Origin of the sequence: Xenorhabdus thuongxuanensis, assembly GCF_001908095.1 — a bacterium.
Classification (GTDB): domain Bacteria; phylum Pseudomonadota; class Gammaproteobacteria; order Enterobacterales; family Enterobacteriaceae; genus Xenorhabdus; species Xenorhabdus thuongxuanensis.
Genome location: NZ_MKGR01000034.1, coordinates 4702 through 29674, shown reverse-complemented (window position 1 = coordinate 29674; position 24973 = coordinate 4702). Strand labels below are relative to the sequence as shown.

Here is a 24973-nt window from a genome sequence, read left to right as displayed (position 1 = left end):
AGCCATGATCAAACTCTTCAATTAAAGGTTTGATGCTCAAAGAATCGTCCTGTTAGTTCGTAATGAATTAACTGTCAGTCACTCTTCAAGACTTTAAATCATTTTGCCTTTCGGCTTGGATAAGTGTCTTGCGAGTGCCCACACAGATTGTCTGATTAACTTGTTAAAGAGCGTTGGCAACCGGAAGTTCCTTCCGGGTTGCGAGGCTGCGTATCTTACGCTTTTCGCCGCCAGAGTCAAGCGATTATTTTCGCGTTTCTCTCACTGTCCTTCGCGGCCTGTTTCAGCGCTGCGTCGGTCAGTGGTGGCGCATTATAGGGGGTTTTACGGAGCTGACAAGAGTTTTTTGCAATCTTATTTCTCAAGTGGGCGCTTTTTGTTCTCTTAAATATAAAAACCACTCAAATAGGCTAAAACTAATGCAAATCATTCCATTGCATGACGTTTTTTTCCTCAATAACATTCCTATATAATTGTTTATATGTTTGCGATTCACTCTTATTGTTGAGGTTTTTATGCCTACTGTTTTACGCCAATATCTAAATTTCTATCCTCAAGTCGGTCAAAAAGTTCTTTTAGATCCTTCTTCTATTGTAATTGGAGATGTCAGATTAGCAGACAATGTCAGCATTTGGCCCCTTGTAGTTATCAGGGGAGATGTAAATTATGTCTCAATTGGTTCGCGTACAAATATTCAAGATGGTTCTGTTTTACATGTGACTCATAAATCTCCTGATAATCCAAATGGCTTCCCATTAATAATTGGCGAAGATGTCACGGTAGGTCATAAATCAATGCTACATGGGTGTAAAATTGGGAATCGAGTCTTAGTCGGCATGGGTTCCATTTTACTTGATGGAGTGACTATTGAAGATGATATTGTGATTGGAGCTGGTAGCCTAGTTCCTCCAGGTAAAAAATTAGAAAGCGGTTACCTGTACGTCGGTAGCCCTGCCAAACAAGTACGAAAACTCAAACCTGAAGAATTGGAAGGGCTGCTTTATTCCGCTAATAATTACGTTAGCTGGAAAAATGACTATCTATCAACACAATCTGAAAGCAAAGAGTAGCGTCCAAATTGATCATCATGCCCACTCAAAATGGTTGTTTCAAACTCTTCTTCCAAATCCCAGCGATGTTGACGAAACAAATCGAGTGGGTGATGATCCTTACCATAACGCGCTATTATTTCATCAGAACTAATCATACATTCCACCAGCAAACCACCCACCATTGCTGGAAATATCACCTTATTTTCTACCTCATCCCACTCTTCACGATCAGGAAATTGAATTGATTGGTTCATACATGTAACTCCCGTCTTAAGGTCGTTAAAACAGGTTCTATTTCGGGGAATACTCCATGCCATAATTCAAAAGAATATGCAGCCTGCCCTACCAACATCCCTAAACCATCAGCCAAACGTGAAATACCATTTTGATGAGCAAACGTAAGGAAAGGAGTTAATCCATGCTGGTAATACATGTCGTAACACACACTGTTATTTTGAAAAATAAACGGTGAGATAGCCGGAATTTGCCCATCAAGGCCAGAAGCTGTTGCATTAATGATAATATCAAAATCTGGAGTAATAAGGCCAAGAGCACTCATTTCAATGGCTTGGATATCACCTAATAGAGAAAATGTATTTGCGATTATTTGAGCACGTTCAAATGTTCGGTTAGTAATAATGACTGAACAGCCCAGTAATAACAAAGGAGACAATACACCTTTCGCAGCTCCACCAGCACCTATGATCAGAATCTTCTGTCCTTGAGAGAGGAATTTCAGTCGCTGCAAGTCTACTAATAATCCCATTCCATCAGTATTGTCACCGAGCAGTCGGTTTCCCTCTATCCGTTTTAATGTGTTAACTGCACCACAGATACTCGCCCGTTCAGTCAATTCATCTGAGCATTTATAGGCTCTCTCTTTGAAAGGAACAGTGATATTCGCTCCTACCCCCCCCTGTTCGAAAAAATGAGTTAAGGTTTGTTCAAAGTTTTCCACCGGAGCAAGTACTCTCCCATACTGATGTTCGATACCTGCTTGTTCAGCAAACAATTGATGAATATAAGGAGATTTACTATGTGCGATTGGATTACCAAAAACAGCGAATTTATCCATGATTACCTATCCTTGTCGGTATAATTTGCCAGTTAACGCATCCCTGATTTCTGATGGATTCTTACGCGCACCAACTTCTCCCTCTAATATTGGGACACGATTGCCAAATTGCTGCCGCACTTCTTCTACACTACGACATGGTTCCAATCCACTTAGATTCGCACTGGTCGAAACAAGTGGTTTTTCATATATAGCACATAGCTGCTGAACCAAAGGGTGATCCGTAACTCGAACAGCCAATGTTGAAAATTTGCCAGTCAACCATTTTGGTGTGGTTGCTTTAGCGGGGATTACCCACGTAACAGGACCAGGCCAAGATGAGAATATGGTTTCTTTCTGTGTATCATTTATCTGTTCATCATCAATATAAGGACATAATCTCTCATACTTATCAGCAATAAGAATTAATCCTTTCTCCCAAGGCCTATTTTTCAACGCTAATAGCTCTTGCACTGCATTTTCACTATCAGGATCACACCCTAATCCAAAAACGGCTTCAGTTGGATAGGCAATAACTTTTTCTTCTTTTAGGGCCGTGATAACTTCATCAAATACTGGTGAGATTATGTAACTCATTTCATTTCTCAATTTCGTTAACTTGCTGCTTACTACACAATTTACTAGCACAAAATAATTTTACGCCTTGGGAAGTGCGCTTTTCTATTAACAATGGATAGTGACAAAACATGCATTCACCTGAGGTAGGCTTATTGTTAAGTGCAAACTGACACTCTGGATAGCGACTACAGGAATAAAATGTCTTACCAAAACGAGACTTACGCTGGAGTAATTTTCCTTGCTGGCATTGAGGGCAATTAATTGACGTATCATCTGGTTTATCAATTAATTCTGTATATTCACATTCAGGATAACGACCACAGCCAATGAACATACCATAACGCCCTTGACGTAAGACTAAAGTGAAATTACATTTTGGACAGATTTGCCCATCCAATTCTTTAACAATATGTCCATCTACTTGTGCTTTTAAAGGACGAAGATAATGGCAAAATGGATAACTGGAACACGCATAAAATGGGCCATGAGCGCCATTGCGAATCACTAACTCAGCATTACACTCAGGGCAACGCTCTATTTCTTTTATAGTAAAAGGTACTTTCATATCTCACTCGCTGAATATCGGCAGCCGCCATAACATTGGAAAAAGCACAAATTAAATCGCTTAATTAGTTCGGACATACCCACCAGCAACAACAGCAACTTTTCCCATGAGTTCCAACTCCAATAATTTGGTCATAACTTCGGTAACAGGCAGGGAAGAGCGCTGGGCAATCACATCAATAGGTGTAACTTCACTACTTACGTTAACCAGCACATCCATAAATGGCAACTCTGTTTGTTCAAATTGCTTATTTTCCTCCTCCTGATCTTTCTCTTCGATGTTAATCCATTGAAACGAAGAACTAATATGTTCCATGATATCCATTACATTTGTTGCCAAATAAGCCCCTTGTTTAATCAACCAATGATTACCTTCGTTCGCAGGAGTGCCTAATGGACCAGGTAATGCAAAGATGTCTCTCCCTTGTTCAAGAGCGCAACGCGCTGTAATCAGTGATCCACTATTCTTATGAGCCTCCACAATAAGAAGAGCCAAACTTAACCCACTAATAATTCGATTTCGCCTTGGGAAGTGCTTGGCTTTAGGTGGCGCATCAGGAAAAAATTCAGAAACTAATGCACCATGTTCTTTAATATGCCTAGCCAAAGATTTATGTCTACTGGGGTAGATATTTTTAAAACCACTACCAAGTACCGCTACTGTTTTCCCTCCTACATCCAATGCTGCCTGATGACAGATACCGTCAATACCAATCGCCAAGCCACTAGTTATTACCAGATTATTTTTAGCCAAGTCACTAGCAAATATCTTTCCCCATTTTTCGCCATAAAAAGTCGCAGCCCTACTACCAACCATTGAAATTTGCTTTTGAGATAAGACCGATACATCACCTACAACAAAAAGAACAAGAGGTGGAGAGTGTATTTGCTTTAATAAAGGTGGATATGCGGGATGAGAGAAAGTCAACAAATGATGGTCTGGTTGTTCTAACCAATTGAGGGCTGAAATCAGAACGGAAGCGTTAGCTTTCATAAATTGCAAGCATTGCGCAGATGACAGGCCACATGCTTTAAGGGAAGATATATTGAAATTTTTCGTTTGTAACAGGCGATCCATAATAAACATGGCCTTCGCTGCTGAAAGATGAGAGACCATTTTCATTCTTAACCACATTTCCATCGCTTCCATATCGTCATCCTGACTTGAGGTTGAGAGCAATTCTCTCATGATTAATTTATGTTCAATACTGTCAATCTAAATAGGAAATGTCTAGAATAGGCATCAATTATCACTCACTTTTTGGATGCAGTTCTAAACATATATGTCAGTTTTACAAGTATTACATTATCCAGACGAGCGACTTCGCACAGTTGCCAAGCCAGTAGAAAAAGTCGATGCAGAAATCCAGCGTATCGTTGATGATATGTTTGAAACGATGTATGCAGAGGAAGGTATTGGTTTAGCGGCAACACAAGTCAATATACATCAGAGAATTATTGTCATTGACGTCTCTGAGGCTCGTGATCAACATCTTGTTCTGATTAACCCGGAATTGATTAATGAAACTGGTGAAACAGGAATAGAAGAAGGTTGTTTATCTGTTCCTGAACAGCGTGGATTTGTGTCTCGCTCTGAGCAAGTAAAAATTAAGGCCTTAGACTATAACGGCCAACCATTTGAGTTAGAAGCCGATGGATTACTGGCAATCTGTATTCAACATGAAATGGATCATTTAGTCGGTAAACTCTTTGTTGATTACTTATCACCATTGAAACGCCAACGCATCCGTCAGAAAGTTGAAAAAATTGACCGATTGAGAGCCAAAAACAAATAATTCTTATTATCGTAGGAAATAACAGTGTCTGATTCTTTACGTATTATTTTTGCCGGAACGCCTGATTTCGCGGCTCGCCATTTGGCTGCTTTATTAAACTCTCAACACAAGGTTGTCGGAGTACTCGCTCCACCAGACAAGCCGGCAGGAAGAGGTAAGAAACTGACACCAAGTCCTGTAAAGGTATTGGCTGAAGAACATGATATTCCTGTTTTCCAGCCAAAAACCTTACGTACAGAAGAAAGCCAACAATGGGTCATGGAGCAACAAGCTGATATTATGATCGTTGTTGCTTATGGCTTAATTCTTCCTCAAGCCGTTTTAGATATACCACGTCTAGGATGCTTGAATGTCCACGGTTCTTTGCTACCTCGCTGGCGTGGTGCAGCACCCATTCAGCGCTCCCTTTGGGCTGGCGACCAAGAAACTGGCGTAACGATCATGCAAATGGATGCAGGGCTTGATACTGGTAATATGCTGTTGAAAGCCATTTGTCCAATTACAAATGAAGATACCAGTGCTAGCTTATACGAAAAACTTGCCGATATTGGGCCAAAAGCCTTACTCAACACCTTAGATTTAATCACATCAGGAACACTCCAGCCTGAAATTCAGGATGACACACTTACAACCTATGCCGAAAAACTGAGTAAAGATGAAGCAAAAGTAGATTGGAATTTACCTGCAAGCCAAATTGAGCGTTGTATTCGTGCCTTTAACCCTTGGCCTATGAGCTTCTTCTTAGTTGATGATCAACCAATTAAAATCTGGCAGGCAGAAGTCATTGCAGAGCAAACCACCCAAGCTCCTGGAACAATTATCAGCGCGGATAAAAAAGGTATTCAAATGGCAACTGCGGATGGGATATTAAATATTGTTCAATTGCAACCACCGGGCAAGAAAGCAATGTCGGTTGCCGATCTCTTAAACTCCAAACGTGAGTGGTTTACACCTGGTAGCAAAATCAACTGATACTAACCTGACTTTGCCTGAATGTTTTAGCATCCAGGCTTTTTCCTATTTACAATGCTGACGAAAGTCAGCTTTTTGACCATACCATGAAAAATACATATAACCTGAGAAGCATCGCCGCAAAAGCAATCACTCAAGTGCTTGAACAAGGGCAATCCCTCAGCGCCGTTATACCTGAATTACAACAAAAAGTTTCTGATAAAGACAAAGCATTGCTGCAAGAGCTCTGTTTTGGTGTGATGCGAGTATTGCCTCAGCTTGAGTGGTTTATCAATCAACTCATGGCAAAGCCATTGAAAGGAAAACAACGTATTTTCCACTATCTAATCATGGTTGGTATATATCAGCTTATATATACACGTATACCTGCGCACGCTGTACTTTCCGAAACCGTCAATGGTGCAACTAATTTAAAACGACCACAGCTGAAAGGAGTGATTAATGGTGTTCTTCGCCAGTTTCAGCGCCAACAACAAGCATTAATCGAACAGACAAATAATCAACATCTACATCCTAAATGGCTGTTAGGACATATTCAAAAAGCATACCCACAAAATTGGCAAACTATAGTGGATGCCAACAACCAAAAACCACCTATGTGGTTACGAGTTAACCAACTTCACCATACAGCGAAAGAATATCTTGCACTATTAGTAGAAGCTAATATAGAGGCAGAATTAGATATCAACCATCCTAGTGCTATTCGTCTTCTGACCCCCTACCCTGTCAGTGCTCTACCCGGATTTAGTCAAGGCTGGGTAACTATTCAGGATTGCTCCGCGCAGGGATGCGCTGAACTCTTAAGCCCATGTGACGGTGAATCTATACTAGATCTTTGCGCTGCACCTGGCGGAAAAACCACCCATATCCTCGAAATAGCACCAAAATCTAAGGTTCTCGCTATCGATATTGATGAAAAACGAATTAAACGAGTAAAAGAGAATTTACAACGGCTTAATTTGCATGCTGTCGTCAAAACTGGTGATGGACGCCTTCCACACGAGTGGGCTGCTGATGAACAATTTGATCGTATTCTTCTTGACGCGCCGTGTTCTGCTACAGGGGTTATTCGCCGTCACCCTGACATAAAATGGTTACGCCGGAATGAAGATATAGATCAATTAGTTACATTGCAATCTGAAATCCTTGATGCTATCTGGCCATATTTAAAGCGAAAGGGAACGCTGGTTTATGCCACCTGTTCAATTTTACCTCAGGAAAATAGTGAGCAAATAAAAGCATTTTTGGCCCGTCATCCCGATGCAGTATTATCAGAAGCAGGTAATTCGGATACTCCTGGAACACAAATTATTCCAGAAGCTGCGGGCGGTGACGGTTTCTTTTATACCCGACTAACTAAGCAATAATAACGCTCTCTCGTTCCAACTGAACGAGAGAATTTTATGGTTTTGCTAAAATATCAAGAATAGAAGATGGCTTCCAATTGAGAAGAGAATGCTATGAAGATAATCATTCTGGGTGCTGGCCAGGTTGGTGGAACATTAGCTGAGAATTTAGTTGATGAAAACAATGATATTACTGTCGTTGATACCGATACAGATCGTCTACGCCAGTTACAGGATAAATTCGATCTCCGAGTTGTCAATGGCCATGGCTCCCATCCCAGAGTATTGAAGGAAGCTGGCGCTGAGGATGCTGATATGTTAATAGCTGTCACAAATTCAGATGAAACCAATATGGTTGCATGCCAAATTGCTTATTCTCTATTTAACACGCCTAATAAAGTCGCCAGGATACGCTCATCAGAATATATCCGAGAATCAGAAAAATTATTTCAACCTGATGATATTCCTATTGATTATCTAATATCTCCTGAGCAACTGGTTATTGATTACATCTATAAATTAATCCAATACCCAGGAGCATTACAAGTTGTTAATTTTGCTGAAGGGCGTGTCAGCATTGTCGCGGTTAAGGCCTATTATGGTGGTTCACTGGTAGGCAATGCCTTATCCTCACTCCGAGAGCATATGCCACATATTGATAGCAAAGTTGCTGCAATATTTCGTCAAGATCGCCCCATTAGACCACAAGGTTCAACAATTATTGAAGCTGGAGATGAAGTCTTCTTCGTTGCAGCATCACAACATATCAGGGCCGTAATGAGCGAATTACAACGCCTTGAGAAACCGTATAAACGCATCATGATTGTTGGTGGTGGTAATGTTGGTGCAGGCTTAGCCTTACGACTTGAAAAAGACTACAGTGTCAAGCTAATTGAGCATAACCAAAAAAGAGCCATTGAATTAGCTGAACTATTGCACGATACCATCGTGTTTTATGGTGATGCTTCAGACCAAGAATTGCTAGCTGAAGAACACATTGAACAAGTTGACGTTTTTATAGCACTAACAAATGATGATGAAGCCAACATTATGTCAGCCATGCTTGCAAAACGAATGGGTGCTAAAAAAGCAATGGTTCTTATTCAACGAAGTGCATATGTTGATTTAGTACAAGGTGGGGTCATTGATATTGCAATTTCACCTCAACAAGCAACAGTATCGGCACTACTTGGTCATGTCCGTAAAGCAGATATTGTCAGTGTGTTCTCATTAAGAAGAGGAGTTGCTGAAGCTATCGAGGCCATAGCTCATGGCGATGAACATACTTCAAAAGTTGTTGGGCGTAAGATAAGTGATATCAAATTACCACCAGGAACAACAATAGGTGCCATTGTCCGTAATGAAGAAGTCATCATTGCTAATGATTACAGTATTATTCAGCAAGGTGATCATGTAATCATGTTTATTACTGATAAAAAATTCGTGCCTGAAGTAGAAAAGCTTTTCCAGCCAAGTCCCTTCTTCCTGTAAAAACACCAGCTCGGACAGATTAATAGAATCTACTTAAAAAGCTAGAAAGCCAATGATAACAACTTGAAAAAATTATTATCATTGGCCTCCCAACTACCTTTTTTACCATGTTTTTCTTTACGATTATAACTCCCCTTACCTTTTTTATTTTTCTCTACTCTCTGTCTAAACAAAGGATCATATAATAAGGCTTCTATAGCATTATCTTTGATAACACCTTTTTTATGGCGATATGTTGTCATAATGACCTCTAAATTAATTAATAAAATCGTTTTGTGATTAAAAACAGTGCAATTATACTCTTAGCACTCTGAACAATAAAGAAAAATTATCTGTTTGTCGCACCTTCTTCCAAAATTTCCAATATAGAACAATATGTACTGACATGAGTACTACCACAACAAGCATCACTCAACATTTTCAAAGAATCACGCATTTTTTGCATTTCTAATAATTTTTTTTCAACTTCTCGCAATCTAGAATCAACAATATGTTTTGATTCCTTACATGTATGGTGCTCAGGATCAACCCTAATAGATAATAGTTCTACAATTGCTTCCAGTGTAAAACCTAATTGTTTTGCATAGCGAATAAAACGTAATCGCTGTAGGTCCTGTTCAGTATATAGTCTATAACCACCTTCTGTTCTTTCTCCATGAAGCATCAGCCCCTGTTTTTCATAAAAACGGATAGTGTCAGGTGTTACACCTGCTAATTTAGCCAACTGACCAATACGATACATAAAATTATCCCATCAAGTAGAAAATAATCACAATACTACCAGAATAGGCTAAGAGATCATTTGAACAGGAAAAATTTGCAGATTAGCTGATGAATATAAAACGGAGAGTTAGAGAATTAAAATTAAAAGGCAATAAAAAACCGGGATAATACCCGGCTTTTTACGCTCCTACAGATTACTCTGCAGATGCTACTTCTGTCTGAGACTCTGCTGCACGGTCAACAAGCTCGATGTATGCCATCGGTGCATTGTCACCAGCACGGAAGCCACACTTCAGAATACGAGTGTAACCACCTGCACGGCTCGCAAAACGCGGGCCCAGTTCATTAAACAGTTTTGCCACGATCTCGTTATCACGAGTACGGGCGAATGCCAGACGACGATTAGCTACGCTGTCGGTCTTGGCAAGAGTAATCAGCGGCTCAACGACGCGACGCAGTTCTTTCGCTTTAGGCAGAGTCGTCTTGATGATTTCATGACGAACTAAAGAACCTGCCATGTTACGAAACATAGCTTGGCGATGGCTGCTGTTGCGGTTCAATTGACGACCACTCTTACGATGGCGCATGACCTTATCCTTCTCAGTAAAACCTTAACCTGTGATCTAGTTACTCATCAGCAATACTTGCTGGTGGCCAGTTTTCCAGACGCATGCCCAGAGAAAGTCCACGTGAAGCCAGTACGTCTTTAATCTCAGTAAGAGATTTTTTACCTAAGTTAGGTGTCTTAAGTAACTCAACTTCAGTACGTTGTACCAGATCACCGATGTAGTGGATAGCTTCTGCTTTAAGGCAGTTAGCAGAGCGGACAGTCAATTCCAGATCGTCAACAGGGCGCAGCAGGATCGGATCAAACTCTGGCTTCTCTTCTTTTACTTCTGGTTGACGTACATCACGTAAATCAACGAAAGCTTCTAGTTGTTCAGCCAGAATGGTAGCTGCACGGCGAATCGCCTCTTCAGGATCGATTGTACCGTTAGTTTCCATCTCGATAACCAGCTTATCCAGGTCAGTACGCTGTTCTACACGAGCTGCTTCAACATTGTAGGCGATACGCTCTACTGGGCTATAGCAAGCATCTACTAACAAACGACCGATAGGGCGCTCATCTTCTTCCGAATGAATTCGGGCAGAAGCCGGCACATATCCACGACCGCGCTGAACTTTAATACGCATGCTAATGGAAGCGCTTTCGTCAGTCAGATGGCAGATTACGTGCTGCGGCTTGACGATTTCGACATCACCATCATGGATGATATCGGCTGCAGTCACAGGGCCAATGCCAGATTTATTCAAAGTAAGGATAACTTCATCTTTACCCTGAACTTTCACCGCCAGCCCTTTCAGATTGAGGAGAATCTCCAGGATATCTTCCTGTACACCTTCTTTGGTGCTGTACTCATGCAGTACACCATCAATCTCAACCTCAGTCACCGCACAACCCGGCATAGACGAAAGCAGAATACGGCGCAGTGCGTTGCCAAGAGTATGGCCAAAGCCACGCTCTAATGGCTCAAGGGTCACCTTGGCGTGCGTCGAACTGACTTGCTCGATATCTACCAGGCGCGGTTTTAGAAACTCTGTCACAGAACCCTGCATTGTGTCCTCTCTTTGGTGCTAAGCTTTACTTGGAGTAAAGCTCGACGATCAGGTGTTCGTTAATGTCAGCGGATAGATCAGTACGTTCAGGAATACGCTTGAACACACCTTCCATCTTCGCAGCATCAACTTCCAACCAAGTTGGTTTCTCACGCTGCTCAGCCAGCTCTAAAGCTGCTTTAATGCGAGCCTGCTTCTTCGCTTTTTCACGAACGCTGACTACGTCATTCGGGGATACCTGATAAGAAGCGATGTTAACAACGCGACCATTTACCGTGATAGCCTTGTGGCTTACCATCTGGCGTGCTTCAGCACGAGTCGCGCCAAAACCCATACGATAAACGACGTTATCCAAGCGACTTTCCAGCAAGTTCAGCAGGTTTTCACCTGTGTTGCCTTTCAGACGAGTCGCTTCTTTATAGTAGTTACGGAATTGACGCTCCAGAACACCGTAAATACGACGAACTTTTTGTTTTTCACGTAACTGTACACCATAGTCAGACAAACGCGGTTTACGTGCGCCGTGCTGGCCTGGTGCCTGTTCTAATTTACACTTGGTGTCAATCGCGCGAACGCCAGACTTCAGGAAAAGGTCTGTACCCTCGCGACGGCTCAGCTTGAGCTTAGGACCCAAATATCTTGCCATTTTTTTTCTCCAACAATCCTAAAAAACGAAGACGTATTAAACGCGACGTTTCTTCGGTGGACGACAACCGTTATGAGGGATCGGAGTCACATCAGTAATATTAGTGATGCGGAAACCAGCCGCATTTAATGCACGGATAGTTGACTCACGGCCAGGACCAGGTCCTTTAACCATAACTTCCAGGTTCTTAATTCCGTATTCTTTTACTGCTTCAGCGCAGCGCTCTGCTGCAACCTGAGCTGCAAACGGAGTAGATTTACGAGAACCACGGAAACCGGAACCACCGGCAGTTGCCCAACCCAATGCGTTACCCTGACGATCAGTTATAGTAACGATGGTATTGTTGAAAGAAGCATGGATATGAGCCACACCGTCAGAGACTTGTTTTCTTACACGCTTACGTGCACGAATAGGTGCCTTTGCCATTATTCAATACCCCGATTATTTCTTGATCGGCTTACGCGGACCCTTACGGGTACGTGCATTGGTCTTAGTACGCTGACCGCGAACTGGTAGACCACGACGATGACGCAAACCACGATAGCAACCAAGATCCATCAGACGTTTGATACTCAGGGTTACTTCACGACGCAGATCACCTTCTACAACGTATTTGGCAACTTCGTCACGCAGCTTGTCAATTTGCTCTTCAGACAGCTCACTGATCTTAACATTTTCAGCAATGCCCGCTGCTACACAGATTGCTTGTGAGCGGGTTTTACCGATACCGTAGATCGAAGTTAATGCGATTACAGTATGTTTCTGATCAGGAATGTTAATGCCTGCTATACGGGCCACTATGCACTCCTACAATATTTATTCACTGCAACATCATTCTGAAAAGCCCGTTTTCAGGATACTCAAACAATGTTGCTGTCAGATAAAAAAGATTGGCTGGCTAATTTAGCCAGCTCAACCCAACTTTGCAAGAAAAATATGCGATTAATTAGCCTTGGCGCTGTTTGTGCTTAGGCTCTGCATTGCAAATCACACGAACGATACCGTTACGTCTAACAATTTTGCAATTGCGGCATAATTTCTTGACGGAAGCACGAACTTTCATTTTTACTCTCCGTAACTTCTCAAGCAAACCAATTAGCGGTTATATCCTTTCAGGTTTGCCTTCTTCAATGCAGACTCATATTGACTCGACATCATCAGAGTTTGCACTTGAGCCATAAAGTCCATGATGACGACGACTACAATCAGTAGGGAAGTACCACCAAAATAGAATGGAACTTTCATTGCATCACGCATGAACTCCGGGATTAAGCAGATAAAAGTAATATATAACGCACCAATTAAGGTTAGACGAGTCATTACTTTATCAATGTACTTAGCCGTTTGCTCTCCCGGACGAATTCCTGGTACGAATGCACCGGACTTCTTCAGGTTATCTGCTGTTTCTCTTGGATTGAAAACCAAAGCCGTGTAGAAGAAACAGAAGAAGATGATTGCAGATGCGTATAATAACACATAAAGCGGTTGACCTGGTTGCAAATACATAGAAATAGTTGTCAACCAATTCCAGCCTGTTCCCCCTCCAAACCAAGAAGCTATGGTACCAGGGAACAAAATAATACTAGAAGCAAAAATTGCAGGGATAACCCCAGCCATATTCACTTTCAACGGCAAATGTGTGCTTTGTGCCGCGAAAACTTTGCGACCTTGCTGACGTTTCGCATAGTTAACAACGATACGACGTTGACCACGCTCAATGAAAACAACGAAGAAAGTTACGGCAAACACTAATACTGCAACCAACAGCAACAGGAGGAAGTGCAGGTCGCCTTGCCGAGCTTGCTCGATGGTGTGACCAATTGCAGGCGGCAGACCCGCAACGATACCAGCAAAGATTATGATTGAAATACCGTTACCGATACCTCGCTCAGTAATCTGCTCACCCAACCACATCAAGAACATGGTTCCCGTGACCAGACTTACAACAGCCGTGAAATAGAATGCAAAGCCAGGATTAATCACTAATCCTTGCATTCCAGGCATATTCGGCAACCCAGTAGCAATACCGATTGACTGGAATATTGCCAGCACTAATGTGCCATAACGGGTGTACTGACTGATCTTACGACGACCAGCTTCCCCTTCCTTCTTAATCTCTGCTAAACGGGGGTTAACCACAGTTAGCAACTGGATAATAATAGATGCAGAAATATACGGCATTATACCCAGTGCAAAGATAGAAGCACGGCTTAAAGCACCACCAGAAAACATGTTAAACATTTCAATGATGGTGCCTCTTTGCTGCTCGAGCAATTTGGCAAGCACAGCGGCATCAATACCAGGGATTGGAATAAAAGAGCCAATACGGAAAACAATTAGAGCTCCAATGACAAACAAAAGTCTGCGTTTTAACTCGCCTAATCCGCCTTTGGCACTTTGAAAATCTAATCCTGGTTGTTTAGCCATCTGTTACTTATTCCTCAATTTTACCGCCAGCAGCTTCAATTGCAGCACGGGCGCCTTTAGTAACACGCAAGCCACGCACAGTTACTGCGCGATTGACTTCGCCAGAAAGCATTACTTTTGCGAATTCAATTTGAGGGCCAATAATGTTAGCAGCTTTCAGTGCATTCAGATCGATAACATCGCCTTCAACGCGGGCAAAATCAGACAGACGAATTTCTGCGGTGACCATTGCTTTACGTGAAGTGAAACCAAATTTTGGCAGACGACGATATAAAGGCATCTGGCCGCCTTCAAAACCACGACGAACGCCACCGCCAGAACGAGACTTCTGACCCTTGTGACCACGACCGCCGGTTTTACCCAGACCAGAACCGATACCACGACCTACACGTTTAGGTGCGTGCTTGGCACCTTCAGCCGGAGACAGAGTATTTAAGCGCATCTGTTACTCCTCAACTTTAACCATATAGGAAACCAAGTTGACCATACCGCGAATAGCTGGTGTATCTTCACGCTCAACAGTATGCCCAATGCGACGCAGACCTAAACCAGTCAGAGTTGCCTTATGTTTCGGCAAACGACCAATTGAACTGCGAACCTGAGTAATTTTAATAGTCTTAGCCATGGTCTTACCCCAGAATTTCTTCGACGGATTTGCCACGCTTAGCTGCGACCATTTCTGGAGACTTCATGCTGTCTAAAGCGTCCAGAGTTGCACGAACCACGTTGATTGGGTTAGTGGAACCGTAGGTTTTAGCCAGTACGTTACGAACTCCAGCCACTTCCAGAACAGCACGCATCGCACCACCGGCGATGATACCTGTACCTTCGTGAGCAGGCTGCATAAACACGCGAGAACCGGTGTGTGAGCCTTTCACTGGGTGGTACAAAGTGCCGCTGTTAAGTGCGACGGTTTTCATATTGCGACGTGCTTTTTCCATCGCTTTCTGGATTGCTGCCGGAACTTCGCGTGCTTTGCCGTAGCCAAAACCAACGCGACCGTTACCATCACCAACTACAGTCAGTGCTGTAAAGCTGAAAATGCGGCCACCTTTAACGGTTTTAGATACGCGGTTTACCGCGATCAGCTTTTCCTGCAGTTCGCCAGCTTGTTTTTCGATGTGAGCCATCTTACACCTCTACCTTAGAACTGAAGGCCAGCTTCACGGGCAGCATCTGCCAGTGCCTGGACTCTACCATGATATTGGAAACCAGAACGGTCAAAGGATACATCTTTGATGCCTTTTTCCAGAGCACGTTCAGCAACAATCTTACCAACTAATGCTGCGGCTTCTTTGTTTCCAGTAAATTTCAGTTGTTCACTGATAGCTTTTTCTGTTGTAGAAGCGGCCACCAGAGTTTCAGAACCATTTGGTGCGATAACCTGCGCATAAATATGGCGAGGGGTACGATGTACCACCAAGCGAGTCGCACCCAGTTCTTTGAGCTTGCGGCGTGCGCGGGTCGCACGACGGATACGAGCTGCTTTCTTATCCATAGTGTTACCTTACTTCTTCTTAGCCTCTTTGGTACGCACGACTTCATCGGCGTAACGAACACCCTTGCCTTTATATGGCTCAGGACGACGATAGGCACGCAAATCTGCCGCAACCTGACCAATCACCTGCTTATCAGCACCTTTCAGTACGATTTCAGTTTGTGATGGGCATTCCGCAGTTATGCCTGCTGGCAGCTGATGCTCAACCGGATGCGAGAAGCCTAAAGACAAACTAACTACGTTGCCTTTAACTGCTGCACGATAACCAACACCAACCAGCTGAAGCTTCTTAGTGAAACCTTCGTTAACACCAATAACCATAGCGTTCAGCAGAGAACGAGTTGTACCTGCCTGCGCCCAAGCGTCAGCAAAACCTTCGCGCGGAGCGAAAGTCAATTGGCTATCCGCATGATTAACTTCAACTGCGTTGTGGATTTTACGACTTAGCTCGCCGTTTTTACCCTTAATCGAAATAACCTGACCGTCGAGTTTAACCTCTACGCCGGCAGGAATGACGACGGGTGCTTTTGCAACACGAGACATTCTTTCCTCCCGAATTAAGCTACGTAGCAGAGAATCTCGCCACCCAGACCAGCCTGGCGAGCTGCACGATCAGTCATTACACCTTTAGAGGTAGAAACAACAGCGATTCCCAAACCAGCCATAACTTGTGGCAGCTCATCTTTCTTCTTATAGATGCGCAGACTTGGGCGGCTTACACGCTGAATGCTTTCTACAACAGCCTTACCTTGGAAATACTTCAGAGTGATTTCCAGTTCTGGCTTAGTGTCGCCTTCGATTTTAAAATCTTCAATGTAACCTTCTTCCTTCAGCACCTTGGCAATTGCCACTTTCAGCTTGGAGGAAGGCATGGTGACCGCAACTTTATTCGCGGCCTGACCGTTACGGATACGGGTCAGCATATCCGCGATCGGATCTTGCATGCTCATCTGTCTTTACTCCCGTGATTCAATTGGTGACAATTACCAGCTAGCCTTTTTAAGGCCCGGGATTTCACCGCGCATAGCGGCTTCACGGACTTTAATACGGCTCAACCCAAACTTCCGCAAAAATGCATGCGGACGCCCAGTTTGACGGCAGCGATTACGCTGACGGCAAGGGCTGGAATCACGTGGCAGTGTTTGCAGCTTAAGAACAGCATTCCAACGGTCTTCATCAGATGCGTTTACATCAGAGATGATCGCTTTCAGTTCAACGCGTTTTGCGAAGAATTTCTCAGCTAATTTCGCACGTTTTACATCACGTGCTTTCATTGATTGCTTAGCCATGAGTACCCTGCCTTACTTGCGGAACGGGAAGTTAAACGCAGCCAACAGTGCGCGGCCTTCATCATCAGATTTCGCAGTAGTGGTGATAGTGATATCCAAACCACGTACACGATCCACTTTATCGTAATCGATTTCAGGGAAGATGATTTGCTCACGAACACCCATGCTGTAGTTACCACGACCATCGAATGATTTAGCGGACAAACCACGGAAGTCACGGATACGTGGTACAGCAATAGAAATCAGGCGTTCAAAGAACTCCCACATGCGTTTTCCACGCAGGGTTACTTTACAGCCGATTGGATAGCCCTGACGGATTTTGAAGCCTGCAACTGATTTGCGTGCTTTGGTGATCAATGGCTTCTGACCAGAGATTGCTGCCAAGTCAGCCGCTGCGTTATCCAGCAGTTTTTTATCAGCAATTGCTTCACCAACACCCATGTTCAGGGTGATCTTCTCGACCCGAGGGACTTGCATGACAGAATGGTAACCAAACTGAGTCATCAGTTTCTTGACTACCTCGTCTTTGTAGTAATCATGCAGTTTCGCCATCGTATACTCCAAATTACTTGATAGTTTCGTTGTTAGATTTGAAGAAACGGACTTTTTTGCCTTCTTCGAATCTAAAACCTACACGGTCAGCCTTGCCGGTTGCTGCGTTGAAGATTGCAACGTTAGAAACATTGATAGCTGCTTCTTTTTCAACGATGCCACCTGGTTGGTTCAGAGCCGGAACCGGTTTCTGATGTTTTTTAACCAGGTTAATGCCTTCAACGATGATTTTACCAGAAGAAAGAACCTGTTTTACTTTACCGCGCTTACCTTTGTCTTTACCAGTCAGCACGATAATTTCGTCATCACGACGGATTTTCGCTGCCATTGCCTGCTCCTTAGAGTACTTCAGGTGCCAGAGAGATAATTTTCATGAACTTTTCATTACGAAGTTCACGAGTCACCGGCCCAAAAATACGCGTACCGATAACTTGCTCACTATTGTTGTTCAACAATACGCATGCGTTGCTATCGAAGCGAATGACAGAACCGTCCGGGCGACGAACACCCTTCTTGGTGCGCACCACTACCGCTTTCAGGACATCACCTTTTTTCACTTTACCGCGAGGAATTGCTTCCTTGATAGTGATCTTGATGATGTCACCGACATCTGCGTAGCGACGGTGCGAGCCACCTAGAACCTTGATACACATTACGCGACGTGCACCGGAGTTGTCGGCCACGTTCAGCATAGTCTGTTCTTGGATCATTTTAGTGCTCCGCTAAATGTCAACTACTACTGAGCCACTTTATTTTTAAAGAGGCCGTTTCAATATCCCATACTACGAGGGCGCGGCATTATAACACCACATCTTCGCGATGGACAGAAAAATAAACGGCCCCGTTATTTTTTGGGCCGTTTATCTCATACGATACAGCGATCTATTATAGAACCGCTTTTTCTATAACGCGAACTAAAGTCCAAGATTTAGTCTTAGACAGTGGACGGGTTTCGCGGATTTCCACTACATCACCAATTCCACATTCATTGTTCTCGTCATGTACGTGCAGTTTAGTCGTACGTTTGATGAACTTACCATACAATGGGTGTTTCACCTTACGCTCAATAGCAACAACAATGGATTTTTCCATTTTGTCGCTAACAACACGACCTTGCAGAGTACGGATTTTATCGGTCATTACGCACCCGCCTTCTCAGTCAGTAAAGTCTTAACGCGTGCAATATTACGACGCACTTGTTTCAACAGGTGAGACTGTTGCAGCTGGCCACTTGCCGCCTGCATACGCAGATTAAACTGTTCACGTAACAGGTTCAGCAGCTCAGTGTTCAGCTCTTCAACGCTTTTTTCGCGCAGCTCTTGTGCTTTCATTACATCACCGTCTTAGTTACAAAGGTGGTTTTGATAGGCAGTTTCGCTGCTGCCAGCTTGAATGCTTCACGAGCCAGCTCTTCAGGCACACCGTCCATTTCATACAGGACTTTACCGGGCTGGATCAAGGCAACCCAGTATTCTACGTTACCTTTACCTTTACCCATACGCACTTCGAGTGGCTTTTCGGTGATAGGTTTGTCTGGGAACACACGGATCCAGATTTTACCTTGACGCTTAATTGCACGGGTCATAGCACGACGTGCCGCTTCGATCTGACGAGCAGTCAGACGACCGCGGCCCACAGCTTTAAGACCGAAAGTGCCGAAGCTAACATCCGCACCTGCAGCCAGACCACGGTTGCGGCCTTTGTGCACTTTACGGAATTTCGTACGCTTTGGTTGTAACATCAGCGACTCTCCTTACTTGCGGCCTTTACGCTGCTGCTTTTTAGGTTGAGCAGCCGGTTTTTCCGCCTGTTCAACTGCAGCCATACCACCCAGGATCTCACCTTTGAAGATCCATACCTTAACGCCGATTACACCATAAGTGGTGTGCGCTTCAGAAGTATTGTAGTCGATGTCCGCACGCAGAGTATGCAGAGGTACACGACCTTCACGATACCACTCAGTACGTGCAATTTCAGCACCGCCCAGACGGCCACTGACTTCCACTTTGATACCTTTAGCGCCCAGACGCATAGCGTTCTGTACAGCACGTTTCATAGCACGGCGGAACATCACACGGCGTTCCAACTGTGAGCTGATGCTGTCAGCAACCAGTTTTGCGTCCAGTTCAGGTTTACGCACTTCGGCAATATTGATCTGCGCAGGAACGCCAGCGATATTCGCTACAGCCTTGCGCAGTTTTTCAACGTCTTCACCTTTTTTACCGATTACAATACCTGGACGAGCAGTGTGAATGGTTACACGGATGCTTTTCGCAGGACGTTCGATAACGATACGTGAAATAGATGCTTTAACCAGTTCTTTGTTCAAGTACTGGCGAACTTTAAAGTCGCTGTCCAGGTTGTCAGCGAATTCTTTGGTATTCGCATACCAGGTAGAGTTCCAAGGTTTGACAATCCCCAGACGAATACCATTAGGATGTACTTTCTGACCCATTGCTAGTCTCCAGAGTCTCAGCGATCGGACACAACCACAGTGATGTGGCTGGTGCGCTTCAGGATACGATCTGCGCGGCCTTTGGCACGAGGCATAATACGCTTCATAGTTGGGCCTTCGTCTACGAAAATTTTCGTGACTTTCAGATCATCGATGTCAGCGCCATCGTTGTGTTCTGCGTTAGCAATAGCAGACTCAAGTACTTTCTTCACTAAACCAGCAGCTTTTTTGTTGGTATAGGTCAGAGTTTCCAGAGCTTGCGACACTTTCTTACCGCGGATCAGGTCAGCCACAAGGCGAACCTTCTGAGCAGAAGAACGAGCGTGGCGATGTTTAGCGATAGTTTCCATCTCTTCCTCCTACCTTAGCGCTTTTTAGCCTTTTTATCGGCCGCATGGCCGCGATAAGTACGGGTCGGCGCGAATTCACCCAGTTTATGACCAACCATTTCGTCGGAAACAAAAACTGGTACATGCTGACGACCATTATGGACAGCGATGGTCAAACCGATCATGTTAGGAAAGATCGTTGAACGACGGGACCAAGTCTTAATAGGCTTTTTGTCTCCGCTTTCCACCGCTTTCTCTACCTTCTTCAGCAAGTGCAGGTCAATAAATGGACCTTTCTTGAGAGAACGTGGCATGGTTTATCCTCTAATTATTTTTTAGAACGGCGACGTACGATATATTGATCAGTACGTTTGTTGCTACGGGTCTTCTTACCTTTGGTCTGGATGCCCCATGGAGTTACAGGGTGTTTACCAAAGTTACGACCTTCACCACCACCATGTGGATGGTCTACTGGGTTCATCGCCGTACCACGAACAGTAGGACGAATACCACGCCAGCGGCTTGCACCAGCTTTACCCAGAACGCGCAGCATATGTTCTGCGTTACCAACTTCACCTAAAGTAGCACGGCAATCAGACAGTATTTTACGCATTTCACCAGAACGCAAACGCAAGGTCACATAAGAACCATCACGTGCAACGATCTGAGCATAAGCACCTGCTGAACGAGCCAATTGGCCGCCTTTACCTGGTTTCATTTCTATGTTGTGAACAGTAGAACCAACCGGGATGTTACGCATTGGCAGGGCGTTACCAGTTTTGATCGCTGAATCAGCACCAGACTGGATTTGATCACCCGCTTTCAGGCCTTTAGGCGCAAGGATATAACGACGCTCACCGTCTTTATACAGAACCAGTGCGATATTTGCTGAACGGTTTGGATCATATTCCAGACGCTCAACAACAGCAGGGATACCGTCTTTATTACGTTTGAAGTCAATCAGACGATAATGCTGTTTATGGCCACCACCGATGTGACGAGTGGTAATACGACCATTGTTGTTACGACCACCAGTTTTGTTGTTTTTTTCCAACAACGGAGCATAAGGTTTACCCTTATGCAGCTCAGGGTTAACCACTTTAACAACGTGGCGACGGCCCGGAGACGTAGGTTTACATTTAACAATTGCCATTGTTCTTTACTCCTCCGACTTACTCAGCGCCGCCAACGAAGTCCAGGTTCTGGCCTTCTTTCAAGGTGACGTAAGCCTTTTTCCAGTCGCTACGACGACCAATACGCTGTCCGTGGCGTTTAACTTTACCTTTAACCAGCAAAGTGTTTACACCTTCAACTTCAACTTCAAACAGTTTCTGTACGGCAGCTTTGATCTCTGCTTTAGTCGCGTCTTTCGCAACTTTGAGAACGATGGTGTTGCTTTTTTCCATCGCTGTAGAAGCTTTTTCAGATACGTGCGGGGCGCGCAGTACTTTCAGCAGACGTTCTTCACGGATCATGCCAGCATCTCCTCAACTTGCTTCACAGCTTCAGCAGTCATAACCACTTTGTCGAAGGCAATCAGGCTTACAGGATCGATACCTGCTGTATCACGAACGTCAACCTTATACAGGTTACGAGCTGCTAAGAACAGATTCTCATCAACTTCGCCAGTGATAATCAGCACGTCTTCCAGAGCCATTTCTTTCAGTTTCTGTACCAGCAACTTAGTCTTAGGTGCGTCAACAGAGAACTTCTCGACAACGATCAGACGATCTTGACGTACCAGTTCAGACAGGATGCTTTTCAGAGCACCACGGTACATCTTTTTATTAACTTTTTGACTGTGGTCCTGTGGTTTCGCTGCGAAAGTTACACCACCAGAGCGCCAAATTGGGCTCTTAATAGAACCAGAACGCGCACGACCAGTGCCTTTCTGACGCCATGGTTTTTTACCTGAACCAGAAACTTCAGCACGAGTTTTCTGAGCACGAGTACCTTGACGAGCACCAGCTGCATACGCAACAACTACTTGATGCACAAGCGCTTCATTGAAATCACGCCCGAAGGTAGTTTCGGAAACAGTCAGCGCGCTTTGCGCGTCTTTCATTACCAATTCCATTCCTATCTCCTTGACGTTACGCCTTGACAGCCGGTTTTACGATCAGGTTGCTGTTCGTTGCACCTGGAACAGCACCTTTGACCAGCAGCAGGTTACGCTCAGCGTCAACACGTACTACATCTAAGCTCTGAACGGTTACACGCTCATTACCCAGTTGGCCTGCCATTTTCTTGCCTTTAAATACTTTGCCCGGAGTCTGGTTCTGACCGATAGAACCCGGAACGCGGTGAGACAAGGAGTTACCATGGGTAGCATCTTGAGTACGGAAGTTCCAGCGTTTAACAGTACCCGCGAAACCTTTACCTTTAGATGTACCAGTAACGTCAACTTTTTTAACGTCAGCGAAAATTTCAACGCTAATGCTTTGACCTACAGTGAATTCAGCATCGTCTTCTGACAGACGGAATTCACGCAGAATGCGGCCAGCTTCAACGCCAGCTTTAGCGAAATGACCTGCTTCAGGTTTATTAACACGGCTAGCTTTTTTGCTACCAGTCGTTACCTGAATTGCACGATAACCGTCAGTCTCTTTGTCTTTAACTTGAGTTACACGGTTATTTTCGATTTCGATAACAGTTACAGGGATTGAAACGCCATCTTCAGTGAAGATACGTGTCATGCCCACTTTTTTACCGACTAAACCAATCATTGTTTCAACCTCTCAATCGTTCAATGACCTGATTAACCCAGGCTGATCTGCACGTCTACACCGGCAGCCAGATCCAGACGCATCAGAGCATCAACGGTTTTCTCGGTTGGCTCAACGATGTCAACCAGACGTTTGTGAGTGCGAATTTCGTACTGATCACGCGCATCTTTATTAACGTGTGGAGAAATCAGAACGGTAAAACGCTCTTTACGAGTTGGCAGAGGGATCGGACCACGAACCTGCGCACCAGTGCGCTTCGCAGTCTCTACGATTTCCGCAGTTGATTGATCGATCAAACGATGATCAAATGCTTTCAGGCGGATACGGATTCTTTGGTTCTGCATGAGACCAGAGCTCCAACTATTTTATAAACGTAAATGATTACTCCTCACACCCATTTCGGTTGATGGGGGAGTGTAATCGTTCTGTGCATAACCCCCATATCGGGAGTATTTTAAATGGCGGCTATTCACCGCTCATTACTGATAATAATCAGCCCTACTCTTGTAGGTAAGCTCGCGCATTATACGTGAATTTACCCACAAAGCAATATTAAGAGTGAAATCTATGCAAAAAGTACTACAAGAAAGAGGGAAACAAGAAAGAAAATGGAAGAAAAGCGCCCTATATACATCAAATTATAGGGCGGCAAAACTATAGCTATTCTTCTTCACTAAGCTGAGATTGAATGTAATTTTGTATTCCAATTCTAATTATCAGTTCAAGTTGAGTTTCCAACCAATCAATATGATTTTCTTCATCAGCAAGTACCTTTATCATCAAGTCTCTACTGACATAATCATGAACTGAATCGGCATATGCGATTGCTTCTCTGAGATCCTTTACGCCACGTAATTCTAATTCCAGATCAGATTTCAGCATTTCTTCTACATCTTCTCCGATATTGAGCTTGCCTAAATCTTGTAGATTTGGCACCCCTTCCAGAAAAAGAATACGCTCGATAAATTTATCTGCGTGCTTCATCTCATCAATGGATTCGTGATATTCGACTTCACTCAAACGCAACAATCCCCAGTTCTTAAACATTCGGGCATGCAAGAAATATTGATTGATGGCGACAAGTTCATTACCGAGAAGTTTATTCAAATGTGCAATTATTTTTTTATCACCTTTCATAGCAAGCTCCTCCGCTTCCAGTAACTAAAGTGTAGTACTAATTTAGCAGAGTAATTGCAAGAAAATTGTGCTTATTTTAGGCAACATTATTTATTGGAGGCAGTAGGGCAATCTCCTCATTCATTATTTCACGTGCTTGACGTATGCATTTTCCGCAATCGTTTCCTACAGGAACAAAGCTCCTCAACTCTCTGATAGAACGAATATGTTGCTGATGAACAGCGTTACGTATGGCTTTATCACTTACTGCGTTGCAGAGACAAACATACATGGAAGCACTCTTCTAAACTATTTACAAACCCTTGATAACTATTTAAGTCGGACAAAATACCCATACCTAAAATTGTTTACGCTTATAAAATAAACGACACCTAGAATAGTAAATAGAAATAAATCTCATTTCAATTATTGTTTTTATTTTTGAGAACAAAAAAACCACCAAATTACGGTGGTTCAAAATAAAAAAAGAGGAGCTTTAGCTCCTCTTTCTCATAATCTTTTGATAATTAAAGATTAAGCAATAACTTTAGCAACAACACCGGCGCCTACAGTACGGCCACCTTCACGGATTGCGAAACGCAGACCTTCGTCCATGGCGATTGGGGCAATCAGAGTCACTTTCATGTTGATGTTGTCACCTGGCATTACCATCTCTACGCCTTCTGGCAGTTCGATAGTACCGGTTACGTCAGTGGTACGGAAGTAGAACTGTGGACGGTA

At 43.8% G+C, this 24973-nt stretch carries 43 protein-coding genes; 5 read left to right on the top strand and 38 right to left on the bottom strand.

Annotated elements, in window-relative coordinates:
* Positions 1 to 515: 515 nt before the first annotated feature.
* A complete protein-coding gene (locus Xentx_RS16350) occupies positions 516 to 1070 on the top strand; it encodes a gamma carbonic anhydrase family protein (protein ID WP_074021515.1) in 555 nt (184 codons plus the stop codon).
* Here the strand turns inward: Xentx_RS16350 and Xentx_RS16345 are convergent.
* The 5 genes from Xentx_RS16345 to dprA are packed head-to-tail and all read right to left on the bottom strand — an operon-like array spanning position 1037 to position 4399.
* Entirely contained in the window at positions 1037 to 1306 is a 270-nt protein-coding gene (locus tag Xentx_RS16345; protein WP_074021513.1) for a DUF1488 family protein, read from the bottom strand. The genes Xentx_RS16350 and Xentx_RS16345 overlap by 34 nt on opposite strands.
* Positions 1303 to 2127, bottom strand: coding sequence for a shikimate dehydrogenase (aroE, locus tag Xentx_RS16340; protein WP_074021512.1), 825 nt, complete (start codon positions 2125 to 2127; stop codon positions 1303 to 1305). Before aroE ends, Xentx_RS16345 begins: the two co-directional genes overlap by 4 nt.
* A 6-nt stretch (positions 2128 to 2133) precedes the next feature.
* Positions 2134 to 2703: an L-threonylcarbamoyladenylate synthase type 1 TsaC gene (tsaC, locus tag Xentx_RS16335; protein ID WP_074021510.1), complete on the bottom strand. Its 570-nt coding sequence runs from the start codon at positions 2701 to 2703 to the stop codon at positions 2134 to 2136.
* 1 nt (position 2704) lies between these two features.
* Positions 2705 to 3250 carry a DNA topoisomerase family protein gene (locus Xentx_RS16330; RefSeq protein ID WP_074021508.1) on the bottom strand — a complete coding sequence of 182 codons (546 nt, stop codon included), beginning with the start codon at positions 3248 to 3250 and terminating at the stop codon, positions 2705 to 2707.
* A gap of 60 nt (positions 3251 to 3310) precedes the next feature.
* Positions 3311 to 4399 (bottom strand): DNA-protecting protein DprA, encoded by a 1089-nt coding sequence (gene dprA / locus Xentx_RS16325; RefSeq protein WP_074021506.1) that lies wholly within the window; start codon positions 4397 to 4399, stop codon positions 3311 to 3313.
* Between the two features lie 133 nt (positions 4400 to 4532).
* Between dprA and def the strand changes: the two genes are divergently transcribed.
* The 4 genes from def to trkA all read left to right on the top strand — a co-directional run bounded on the left by def (position 4533) and on the right by trkA (position 8854).
* Positions 4533 to 5045: a peptide deformylase gene (gene def / locus Xentx_RS16320; protein ID WP_074021504.1), complete on the top strand. Its 513-nt coding sequence runs from the start codon at positions 4533 to 4535 to the stop codon at positions 5043 to 5045.
* A 24-nt stretch (positions 5046 to 5069) separates the two neighbouring features.
* Complete coding sequence (gene fmt / locus Xentx_RS16315; protein ID WP_074021502.1) at positions 5070 to 6017, top strand: methionyl-tRNA formyltransferase; 948 nt, start codon at positions 5070 to 5072, stop codon at positions 6015 to 6017.
* A gap of 86 nt (positions 6018 to 6103) precedes the next feature.
* Entirely contained in the window at positions 6104 to 7384 is a 1281-nt protein-coding gene (gene rsmB, locus Xentx_RS16310) for a 16S rRNA (cytosine(967)-C(5))-methyltransferase RsmB (RefSeq protein WP_074021501.1), read from the top strand.
* Between the two features lie 93 nt (positions 7385 to 7477).
* Positions 7478 to 8854: a Trk system potassium transporter TrkA gene (gene trkA / locus Xentx_RS16305; protein ID WP_074021499.1), complete on the top strand. Its 1377-nt coding sequence runs from the start codon at positions 7478 to 7480 to the stop codon at positions 8852 to 8854.
* Between the two features lie 41 nt (positions 8855 to 8895).
* On the opposite strand, the gene Xentx_RS16300 is transcribed toward trkA, so the two are convergent.
* From Xentx_RS16300 to Xentx_RS16140, 33 genes are all read right to left on the bottom strand, one after another.
* A complete protein-coding gene (locus tag Xentx_RS16300) occupies positions 8896 to 9096 on the bottom strand; it encodes an alternative ribosome-rescue factor A (RefSeq protein WP_074021498.1) in 201 nt (66 codons plus the stop codon).
* 86 nt (positions 9097 to 9182) lie between these two features.
* A complete protein-coding gene (zntR, locus tag Xentx_RS16295) occupies positions 9183 to 9596 on the bottom strand; it encodes a Zn(2+)-responsive transcriptional regulator (RefSeq protein ID WP_074021496.1) in 414 nt (137 codons plus the stop codon).
* Positions 9597 to 9771: 175 nt separating this feature from the next.
* On the bottom strand, positions 9772 to 10164 hold the full coding sequence (gene rplQ, locus Xentx_RS16290; RefSeq protein WP_074021494.1) for a 50S ribosomal protein L17: 393 nt from the start codon (positions 10162 to 10164) through the stop codon (positions 9772 to 9774).
* A gap of 40 nt (positions 10165 to 10204) precedes the next feature.
* Positions 10205 to 11194, bottom strand: coding sequence for a DNA-directed RNA polymerase subunit alpha (locus tag Xentx_RS16285; RefSeq protein ID WP_038269634.1), 990 nt, complete (start codon positions 11192 to 11194; stop codon positions 10205 to 10207).
* Between the two features lie 25 nt (positions 11195 to 11219).
* On the bottom strand, positions 11220 to 11840 hold the full coding sequence (rpsD, locus tag Xentx_RS16280) for a 30S ribosomal protein S4 (protein WP_074021493.1): 621 nt from the start codon (positions 11838 to 11840) through the stop codon (positions 11220 to 11222).
* 36 nt (positions 11841 to 11876) lie between these two features.
* On the bottom strand, positions 11877 to 12266 hold the full coding sequence (gene rpsK, locus Xentx_RS16275; RefSeq protein WP_002919257.1) for a 30S ribosomal protein S11: 390 nt from the start codon (positions 12264 to 12266) through the stop codon (positions 11877 to 11879).
* A gap of 15 nt (positions 12267 to 12281) precedes the next feature.
* Entirely contained in the window at positions 12282 to 12638 is a 357-nt protein-coding gene (gene rpsM / locus Xentx_RS16270; RefSeq protein ID WP_038269629.1) for a 30S ribosomal protein S13, read from the bottom strand.
* 148 nt (positions 12639 to 12786) lie between these two features.
* Positions 12787 to 12903 carry a 50S ribosomal protein L36 gene (gene rpmJ, locus Xentx_RS16265; RefSeq protein WP_074021491.1) on the bottom strand — a complete coding sequence of 39 codons (117 nt, stop codon included), beginning with the start codon at positions 12901 to 12903 and terminating at the stop codon, positions 12787 to 12789.
* Between the two features lie 32 nt (positions 12904 to 12935).
* Positions 12936 to 14267, bottom strand: coding sequence for a preprotein translocase subunit SecY (gene secY / locus Xentx_RS16260; RefSeq protein WP_074021490.1), 1332 nt, complete (start codon positions 14265 to 14267; stop codon positions 12936 to 12938).
* A 7-nt stretch (positions 14268 to 14274) separates the two neighbouring features.
* The gene (gene rplO, locus Xentx_RS16255) at positions 14275 to 14709 is read right to left on the bottom strand and encodes a 50S ribosomal protein L15 (RefSeq protein WP_045960137.1); all 435 of its coding nucleotides are present in this window, start codon (positions 14707 to 14709) and stop codon (positions 14275 to 14277) included.
* Between the two features lie 3 nt (positions 14710 to 14712).
* A complete protein-coding gene (rpmD, locus tag Xentx_RS16250) occupies positions 14713 to 14892 on the bottom strand; it encodes a 50S ribosomal protein L30 (protein ID WP_045968059.1) in 180 nt (59 codons plus the stop codon).
* A gap of 4 nt (positions 14893 to 14896) precedes the next feature.
* On the bottom strand, positions 14897 to 15397 hold the full coding sequence (rpsE, locus tag Xentx_RS16245; protein ID WP_045968057.1) for a 30S ribosomal protein S5: 501 nt from the start codon (positions 15395 to 15397) through the stop codon (positions 14897 to 14899).
* A 14-nt stretch (positions 15398 to 15411) separates the two neighbouring features.
* A complete protein-coding gene (gene rplR / locus Xentx_RS16240) occupies positions 15412 to 15765 on the bottom strand; it encodes a 50S ribosomal protein L18 (RefSeq protein ID WP_047771700.1) in 354 nt (117 codons plus the stop codon).
* Positions 15766 to 15774: 9 nt separating this feature from the next.
* Complete coding sequence (gene rplF / locus Xentx_RS16235; RefSeq protein ID WP_074021488.1) at positions 15775 to 16308, bottom strand: 50S ribosomal protein L6; 534 nt, start codon at positions 16306 to 16308, stop codon at positions 15775 to 15777.
* Between the two features lie 14 nt (positions 16309 to 16322).
* Positions 16323 to 16715 (bottom strand): 30S ribosomal protein S8, encoded by a 393-nt coding sequence (rpsH, locus tag Xentx_RS16230; RefSeq protein ID WP_038240479.1) that lies wholly within the window; start codon positions 16713 to 16715, stop codon positions 16323 to 16325.
* A gap of 33 nt (positions 16716 to 16748) precedes the next feature.
* Positions 16749 to 17054 carry a 30S ribosomal protein S14 gene (gene rpsN / locus Xentx_RS16225; RefSeq protein ID WP_010847489.1) on the bottom strand — a complete coding sequence of 102 codons (306 nt, stop codon included), beginning with the start codon at positions 17052 to 17054 and terminating at the stop codon, positions 16749 to 16751.
* Between the two features lie 12 nt (positions 17055 to 17066).
* Complete coding sequence (rplE, locus tag Xentx_RS16220) at positions 17067 to 17606, bottom strand: 50S ribosomal protein L5 (protein WP_074021486.1); 540 nt, start codon at positions 17604 to 17606, stop codon at positions 17067 to 17069.
* A gap of 13 nt (positions 17607 to 17619) precedes the next feature.
* The gene (gene rplX / locus Xentx_RS16215; RefSeq protein WP_074021484.1) at positions 17620 to 17934 is read right to left on the bottom strand and encodes a 50S ribosomal protein L24; all 315 of its coding nucleotides are present in this window, start codon (positions 17932 to 17934) and stop codon (positions 17620 to 17622) included.
* Positions 17935 to 17944: 10 nt separating this feature from the next.
* Positions 17945 to 18316, bottom strand: coding sequence for a 50S ribosomal protein L14 (gene rplN, locus Xentx_RS16210; protein WP_004246955.1), 372 nt, complete (start codon positions 18314 to 18316; stop codon positions 17945 to 17947).
* Positions 18317 to 18491: 175 nt separating this feature from the next.
* A complete protein-coding gene (rpsQ, locus tag Xentx_RS16205; RefSeq protein ID WP_074021482.1) occupies positions 18492 to 18746 on the bottom strand; it encodes a 30S ribosomal protein S17 in 255 nt (84 codons plus the stop codon).
* A complete protein-coding gene (gene rpmC, locus Xentx_RS16200) occupies positions 18746 to 18937 on the bottom strand; it encodes a 50S ribosomal protein L29 (RefSeq protein WP_010847484.1) in 192 nt (63 codons plus the stop codon). The genes rpsQ and rpmC overlap by 1 nt, the downstream gene beginning before the upstream one ends.
* Positions 18937 to 19347, bottom strand: coding sequence for a 50S ribosomal protein L16 (gene rplP / locus Xentx_RS16195; RefSeq protein WP_012990491.1), 411 nt, complete (start codon positions 19345 to 19347; stop codon positions 18937 to 18939). Before rplP ends, rpmC begins: the two co-directional genes overlap by 1 nt.
* Before the next feature lie 12 nt (positions 19348 to 19359).
* Positions 19360 to 20061, bottom strand: a complete 702-nt coding sequence (gene rpsC / locus Xentx_RS16190; protein WP_074021480.1) for a 30S ribosomal protein S3 — start codon at positions 20059 to 20061, stop codon at positions 19360 to 19362.
* Between the two features lie 17 nt (positions 20062 to 20078).
* A complete protein-coding gene (rplV, locus tag Xentx_RS16185; protein WP_010847481.1) occupies positions 20079 to 20411 on the bottom strand; it encodes a 50S ribosomal protein L22 in 333 nt (110 codons plus the stop codon).
* Between the two features lie 14 nt (positions 20412 to 20425).
* The gene (gene rpsS, locus Xentx_RS16180; RefSeq protein WP_011148791.1) at positions 20426 to 20704 is read right to left on the bottom strand and encodes a 30S ribosomal protein S19; all 279 of its coding nucleotides are present in this window, start codon (positions 20702 to 20704) and stop codon (positions 20426 to 20428) included.
* A gap of 14 nt (positions 20705 to 20718) precedes the next feature.
* Positions 20719 to 21543 (bottom strand): 50S ribosomal protein L2, encoded by an 825-nt coding sequence (gene rplB / locus Xentx_RS16175; RefSeq protein WP_074021479.1) that lies wholly within the window; start codon positions 21541 to 21543, stop codon positions 20719 to 20721.
* Positions 21544 to 21562: 19 nt separating this feature from the next.
* A complete protein-coding gene (gene rplW, locus Xentx_RS16170; RefSeq protein ID WP_038269605.1) occupies positions 21563 to 21865 on the bottom strand; it encodes a 50S ribosomal protein L23 in 303 nt (100 codons plus the stop codon).
* A complete protein-coding gene (rplD, locus tag Xentx_RS16165; RefSeq protein ID WP_074021477.1) occupies positions 21862 to 22467 on the bottom strand; it encodes a 50S ribosomal protein L4 in 606 nt (201 codons plus the stop codon). Before rplD ends, rplW begins: the two co-directional genes overlap by 4 nt.
* A gap of 16 nt (positions 22468 to 22483) precedes the next feature.
* Positions 22484 to 23116 (bottom strand): 50S ribosomal protein L3, encoded by a 633-nt coding sequence (gene rplC, locus Xentx_RS16160; RefSeq protein ID WP_074021476.1) that lies wholly within the window; start codon positions 23114 to 23116, stop codon positions 22484 to 22486.
* 32 nt (positions 23117 to 23148) lie between these two features.
* Complete coding sequence (gene rpsJ / locus Xentx_RS16155) at positions 23149 to 23460, bottom strand: 30S ribosomal protein S10 (protein WP_001181005.1); 312 nt, start codon at positions 23458 to 23460, stop codon at positions 23149 to 23151.
* 316 nt (positions 23461 to 23776) lie between these two features.
* Positions 23777 to 24253, bottom strand: coding sequence for a bacterioferritin (gene bfr, locus Xentx_RS16150; protein WP_074021474.1), 477 nt, complete (start codon positions 24251 to 24253; stop codon positions 23777 to 23779).
* Positions 24254 to 24329: 76 nt separating this feature from the next.
* On the bottom strand, positions 24330 to 24524 hold the full coding sequence (gene bfd, locus Xentx_RS16145) for a bacterioferritin-associated ferredoxin (RefSeq protein WP_074021472.1): 195 nt from the start codon (positions 24522 to 24524) through the stop codon (positions 24330 to 24332).
* Between the two features lie 242 nt (positions 24525 to 24766).
* On the bottom strand, positions 24767 to 24973 hold a 207-nt coding region (locus Xentx_RS16140; RefSeq protein ID WP_479688424.1), incomplete at its 5' end, for an EF-Tu C-terminal domain-related protein.

Excerpts from the sequence above, each read along its gene's own strand:
- rpmD (WP_045968059.1), bottom strand. The coding sequence starts at position 14,892 with ATGGCTAAGACTATTAAAATTACTCAGGTTCGCAGTTCAATTGGTCGT.
- rplN (WP_004246955.1), bottom strand. The coding sequence starts at position 18,316 with ATGATCCAAGAACAGACTATGCTGAACGTGGCCGACAACTCCGGTGCA.
- bfd (WP_074021472.1), bottom strand. The coding sequence starts at position 24,524 with ATGTATGTTTGTCTCTGCAACGCAGTAAGTGATAAAGCCATACGTAAC.
- rplF (WP_074021488.1), bottom strand. The coding sequence starts at position 16,308 with ATGTCTCGTGTTGCAAAAGCACCCGTCGTCATTCCTGCCGGCGTAGAG.
- rpsQ (WP_074021482.1), bottom strand. The coding sequence starts at position 18,746 with ATGACCGATAAAATCCGTACTCTGCAAGGTCGTGTTGTTAGCGACAAA.
- aroE (WP_074021512.1), bottom strand. The coding sequence starts at position 2,127 with ATGGATAAATTCGCTGTTTTTGGTAATCCAATCGCACATAGTAAATCT.
- rpsH (WP_038240479.1), bottom strand. The coding sequence starts at position 16,715 with ATGAGCATGCAAGATCCGATCGCGGATATGCTGACCCGTATCCGTAAC.
- rplP (WP_012990491.1), bottom strand. The coding sequence starts at position 19,347 with ATGTTACAACCAAAGCGTACGAAATTCCGTAAAGTGCACAAAGGCCGC.
- rplB (WP_074021479.1), bottom strand. The coding sequence starts at position 21,543 with ATGGCAATTGTTAAATGTAAACCTACGTCTCCGGGCCGTCGCCACGTT.
- rpsN (WP_010847489.1), bottom strand. The coding sequence starts at position 17,054 with ATGGCTAAGCAATCAATGAAAGCACGTGATGTAAAACGTGCGAAATTA.
- rplE (WP_074021486.1), bottom strand. The coding sequence starts at position 17,606 with ATGGCGAAACTGCATGATTACTACAAAGACGAGGTAGTCAAGAAACTG.
- rplX (WP_074021484.1), bottom strand. The coding sequence starts at position 17,934 with ATGGCAGCGAAAATCCGTCGTGATGACGAAATTATCGTGCTGACTGGT.
- rplW (WP_038269605.1), bottom strand. The coding sequence starts at position 21,865 with ATGATCCGTGAAGAACGTCTGCTGAAAGTACTGCGCGCCCCGCACGTA.
- rplV (WP_010847481.1), bottom strand. The coding sequence starts at position 20,411 with ATGGAAACTATCGCTAAACATCGCCACGCTCGTTCTTCTGCTCAGAAG.
- Xentx_RS16285 (WP_038269634.1), bottom strand. The coding sequence starts at position 11,194 with ATGCAGGGTTCTGTGACAGAGTTTCTAAAACCGCGCCTGGTAGATATC.
- rpmC (WP_010847484.1), bottom strand. The coding sequence starts at position 18,937 with ATGAAAGCACAAGAGCTGCGCGAAAAAAGCGTTGAAGAGCTGAACACT.
- rpsD (WP_074021493.1), bottom strand. The coding sequence starts at position 11,840 with ATGGCAAGATATTTGGGTCCTAAGCTCAAGCTGAGCCGTCGCGAGGGT.
- rpsJ (WP_001181005.1), bottom strand. The coding sequence starts at position 23,460 with ATGCAGAACCAAAGAATCCGTATCCGCCTGAAAGCATTTGATCATCGT.
- rpsS (WP_011148791.1), bottom strand. The coding sequence starts at position 20,704 with ATGCCACGTTCTCTCAAGAAAGGTCCATTTATTGACCTGCACTTGCTG.
- rsmB (WP_074021501.1), top strand. The coding sequence starts at position 6,104 with ATGAAAAATACATATAACCTGAGAAGCATCGCCGCAAAAGCAATCACT.
- Xentx_RS16345 (WP_074021513.1), bottom strand. The coding sequence starts at position 1,306 with ATGAACCAATCAATTCAATTTCCTGATCGTGAAGAGTGGGATGAGGTA.
- Xentx_RS16350 (WP_074021515.1), top strand. The coding sequence starts at position 516 with ATGCCTACTGTTTTACGCCAATATCTAAATTTCTATCCTCAAGTCGGT.
- rpsE (WP_045968057.1), bottom strand. The coding sequence starts at position 15,397 with ATGGCTCACATCGAAAAACAAGCTGGCGAACTGCAGGAAAAGCTGATC.
- rplO (WP_045960137.1), bottom strand. The coding sequence starts at position 14,709 with ATGCGCTTAAATACTCTGTCTCCGGCTGAAGGTGCCAAGCACGCACCT.
- trkA (WP_074021499.1), top strand. The coding sequence starts at position 7,478 with ATGAAGATAATCATTCTGGGTGCTGGCCAGGTTGGTGGAACATTAGCT.
- tsaC (WP_074021510.1), bottom strand. The coding sequence starts at position 2,703 with ATGAGTTACATAATCTCACCAGTATTTGATGAAGTTATCACGGCCCTA.
- rpmJ (WP_074021491.1), bottom strand. The coding sequence starts at position 12,903 with ATGAAAGTTCGTGCTTCCGTCAAGAAATTATGCCGCAATTGCAAAATT.
- rpsK (WP_002919257.1), bottom strand. The coding sequence starts at position 12,266 with ATGGCAAAGGCACCTATTCGTGCACGTAAGCGTGTAAGAAAACAAGTC.
- rplC (WP_074021476.1), bottom strand. The coding sequence starts at position 23,116 with ATGATTGGTTTAGTCGGTAAAAAAGTGGGCATGACACGTATCTTCACT.
- dprA (WP_074021506.1), bottom strand. The coding sequence starts at position 4,399 with ATGGAAGCGATGGAAATGTGGTTAAGAATGAAAATGGTCTCTCATCTT.
- rplQ (WP_074021494.1), bottom strand. The coding sequence starts at position 10,164 with ATGCGCCATCGTAAGAGTGGTCGTCAATTGAACCGCAACAGCAGCCAT.
- bfr (WP_074021474.1), bottom strand. The coding sequence starts at position 24,253 with ATGAAAGGTGATAAAAAAATAATTGCACATTTGAATAAACTTCTCGGT.
- rplD (WP_074021477.1), bottom strand. The coding sequence starts at position 22,467 with ATGGAATTGGTAATGAAAGACGCGCAAAGCGCGCTGACTGTTTCCGAA.
- Xentx_RS16330 (WP_074021508.1), bottom strand. The coding sequence starts at position 3,250 with ATGAAAGTACCTTTTACTATAAAAGAAATAGAGCGTTGCCCTGAGTGT.
- rplR (WP_047771700.1), bottom strand. The coding sequence starts at position 15,765 with ATGGATAAGAAAGCAGCTCGTATCCGTCGTGCGACCCGCGCACGCCGC.
- secY (WP_074021490.1), bottom strand. The coding sequence starts at position 14,267 with ATGGCTAAACAACCAGGATTAGATTTTCAAAGTGCCAAAGGCGGATTA.
- def (WP_074021504.1), top strand. The coding sequence starts at position 4,533 with ATGTCAGTTTTACAAGTATTACATTATCCAGACGAGCGACTTCGCACA.
- Xentx_RS16300 (WP_074021498.1), bottom strand. The coding sequence starts at position 9,096 with ATGACAACATATCGCCATAAAAAAGGTGTTATCAAAGATAATGCTATA.
- rpsC (WP_074021480.1), bottom strand. The coding sequence starts at position 20,061 with ATGGGTCAGAAAGTACATCCTAATGGTATTCGTCTGGGGATTGTCAAA.
- zntR (WP_074021496.1), bottom strand. The coding sequence starts at position 9,596 with ATGTATCGTATTGGTCAGTTGGCTAAATTAGCAGGTGTAACACCTGAC.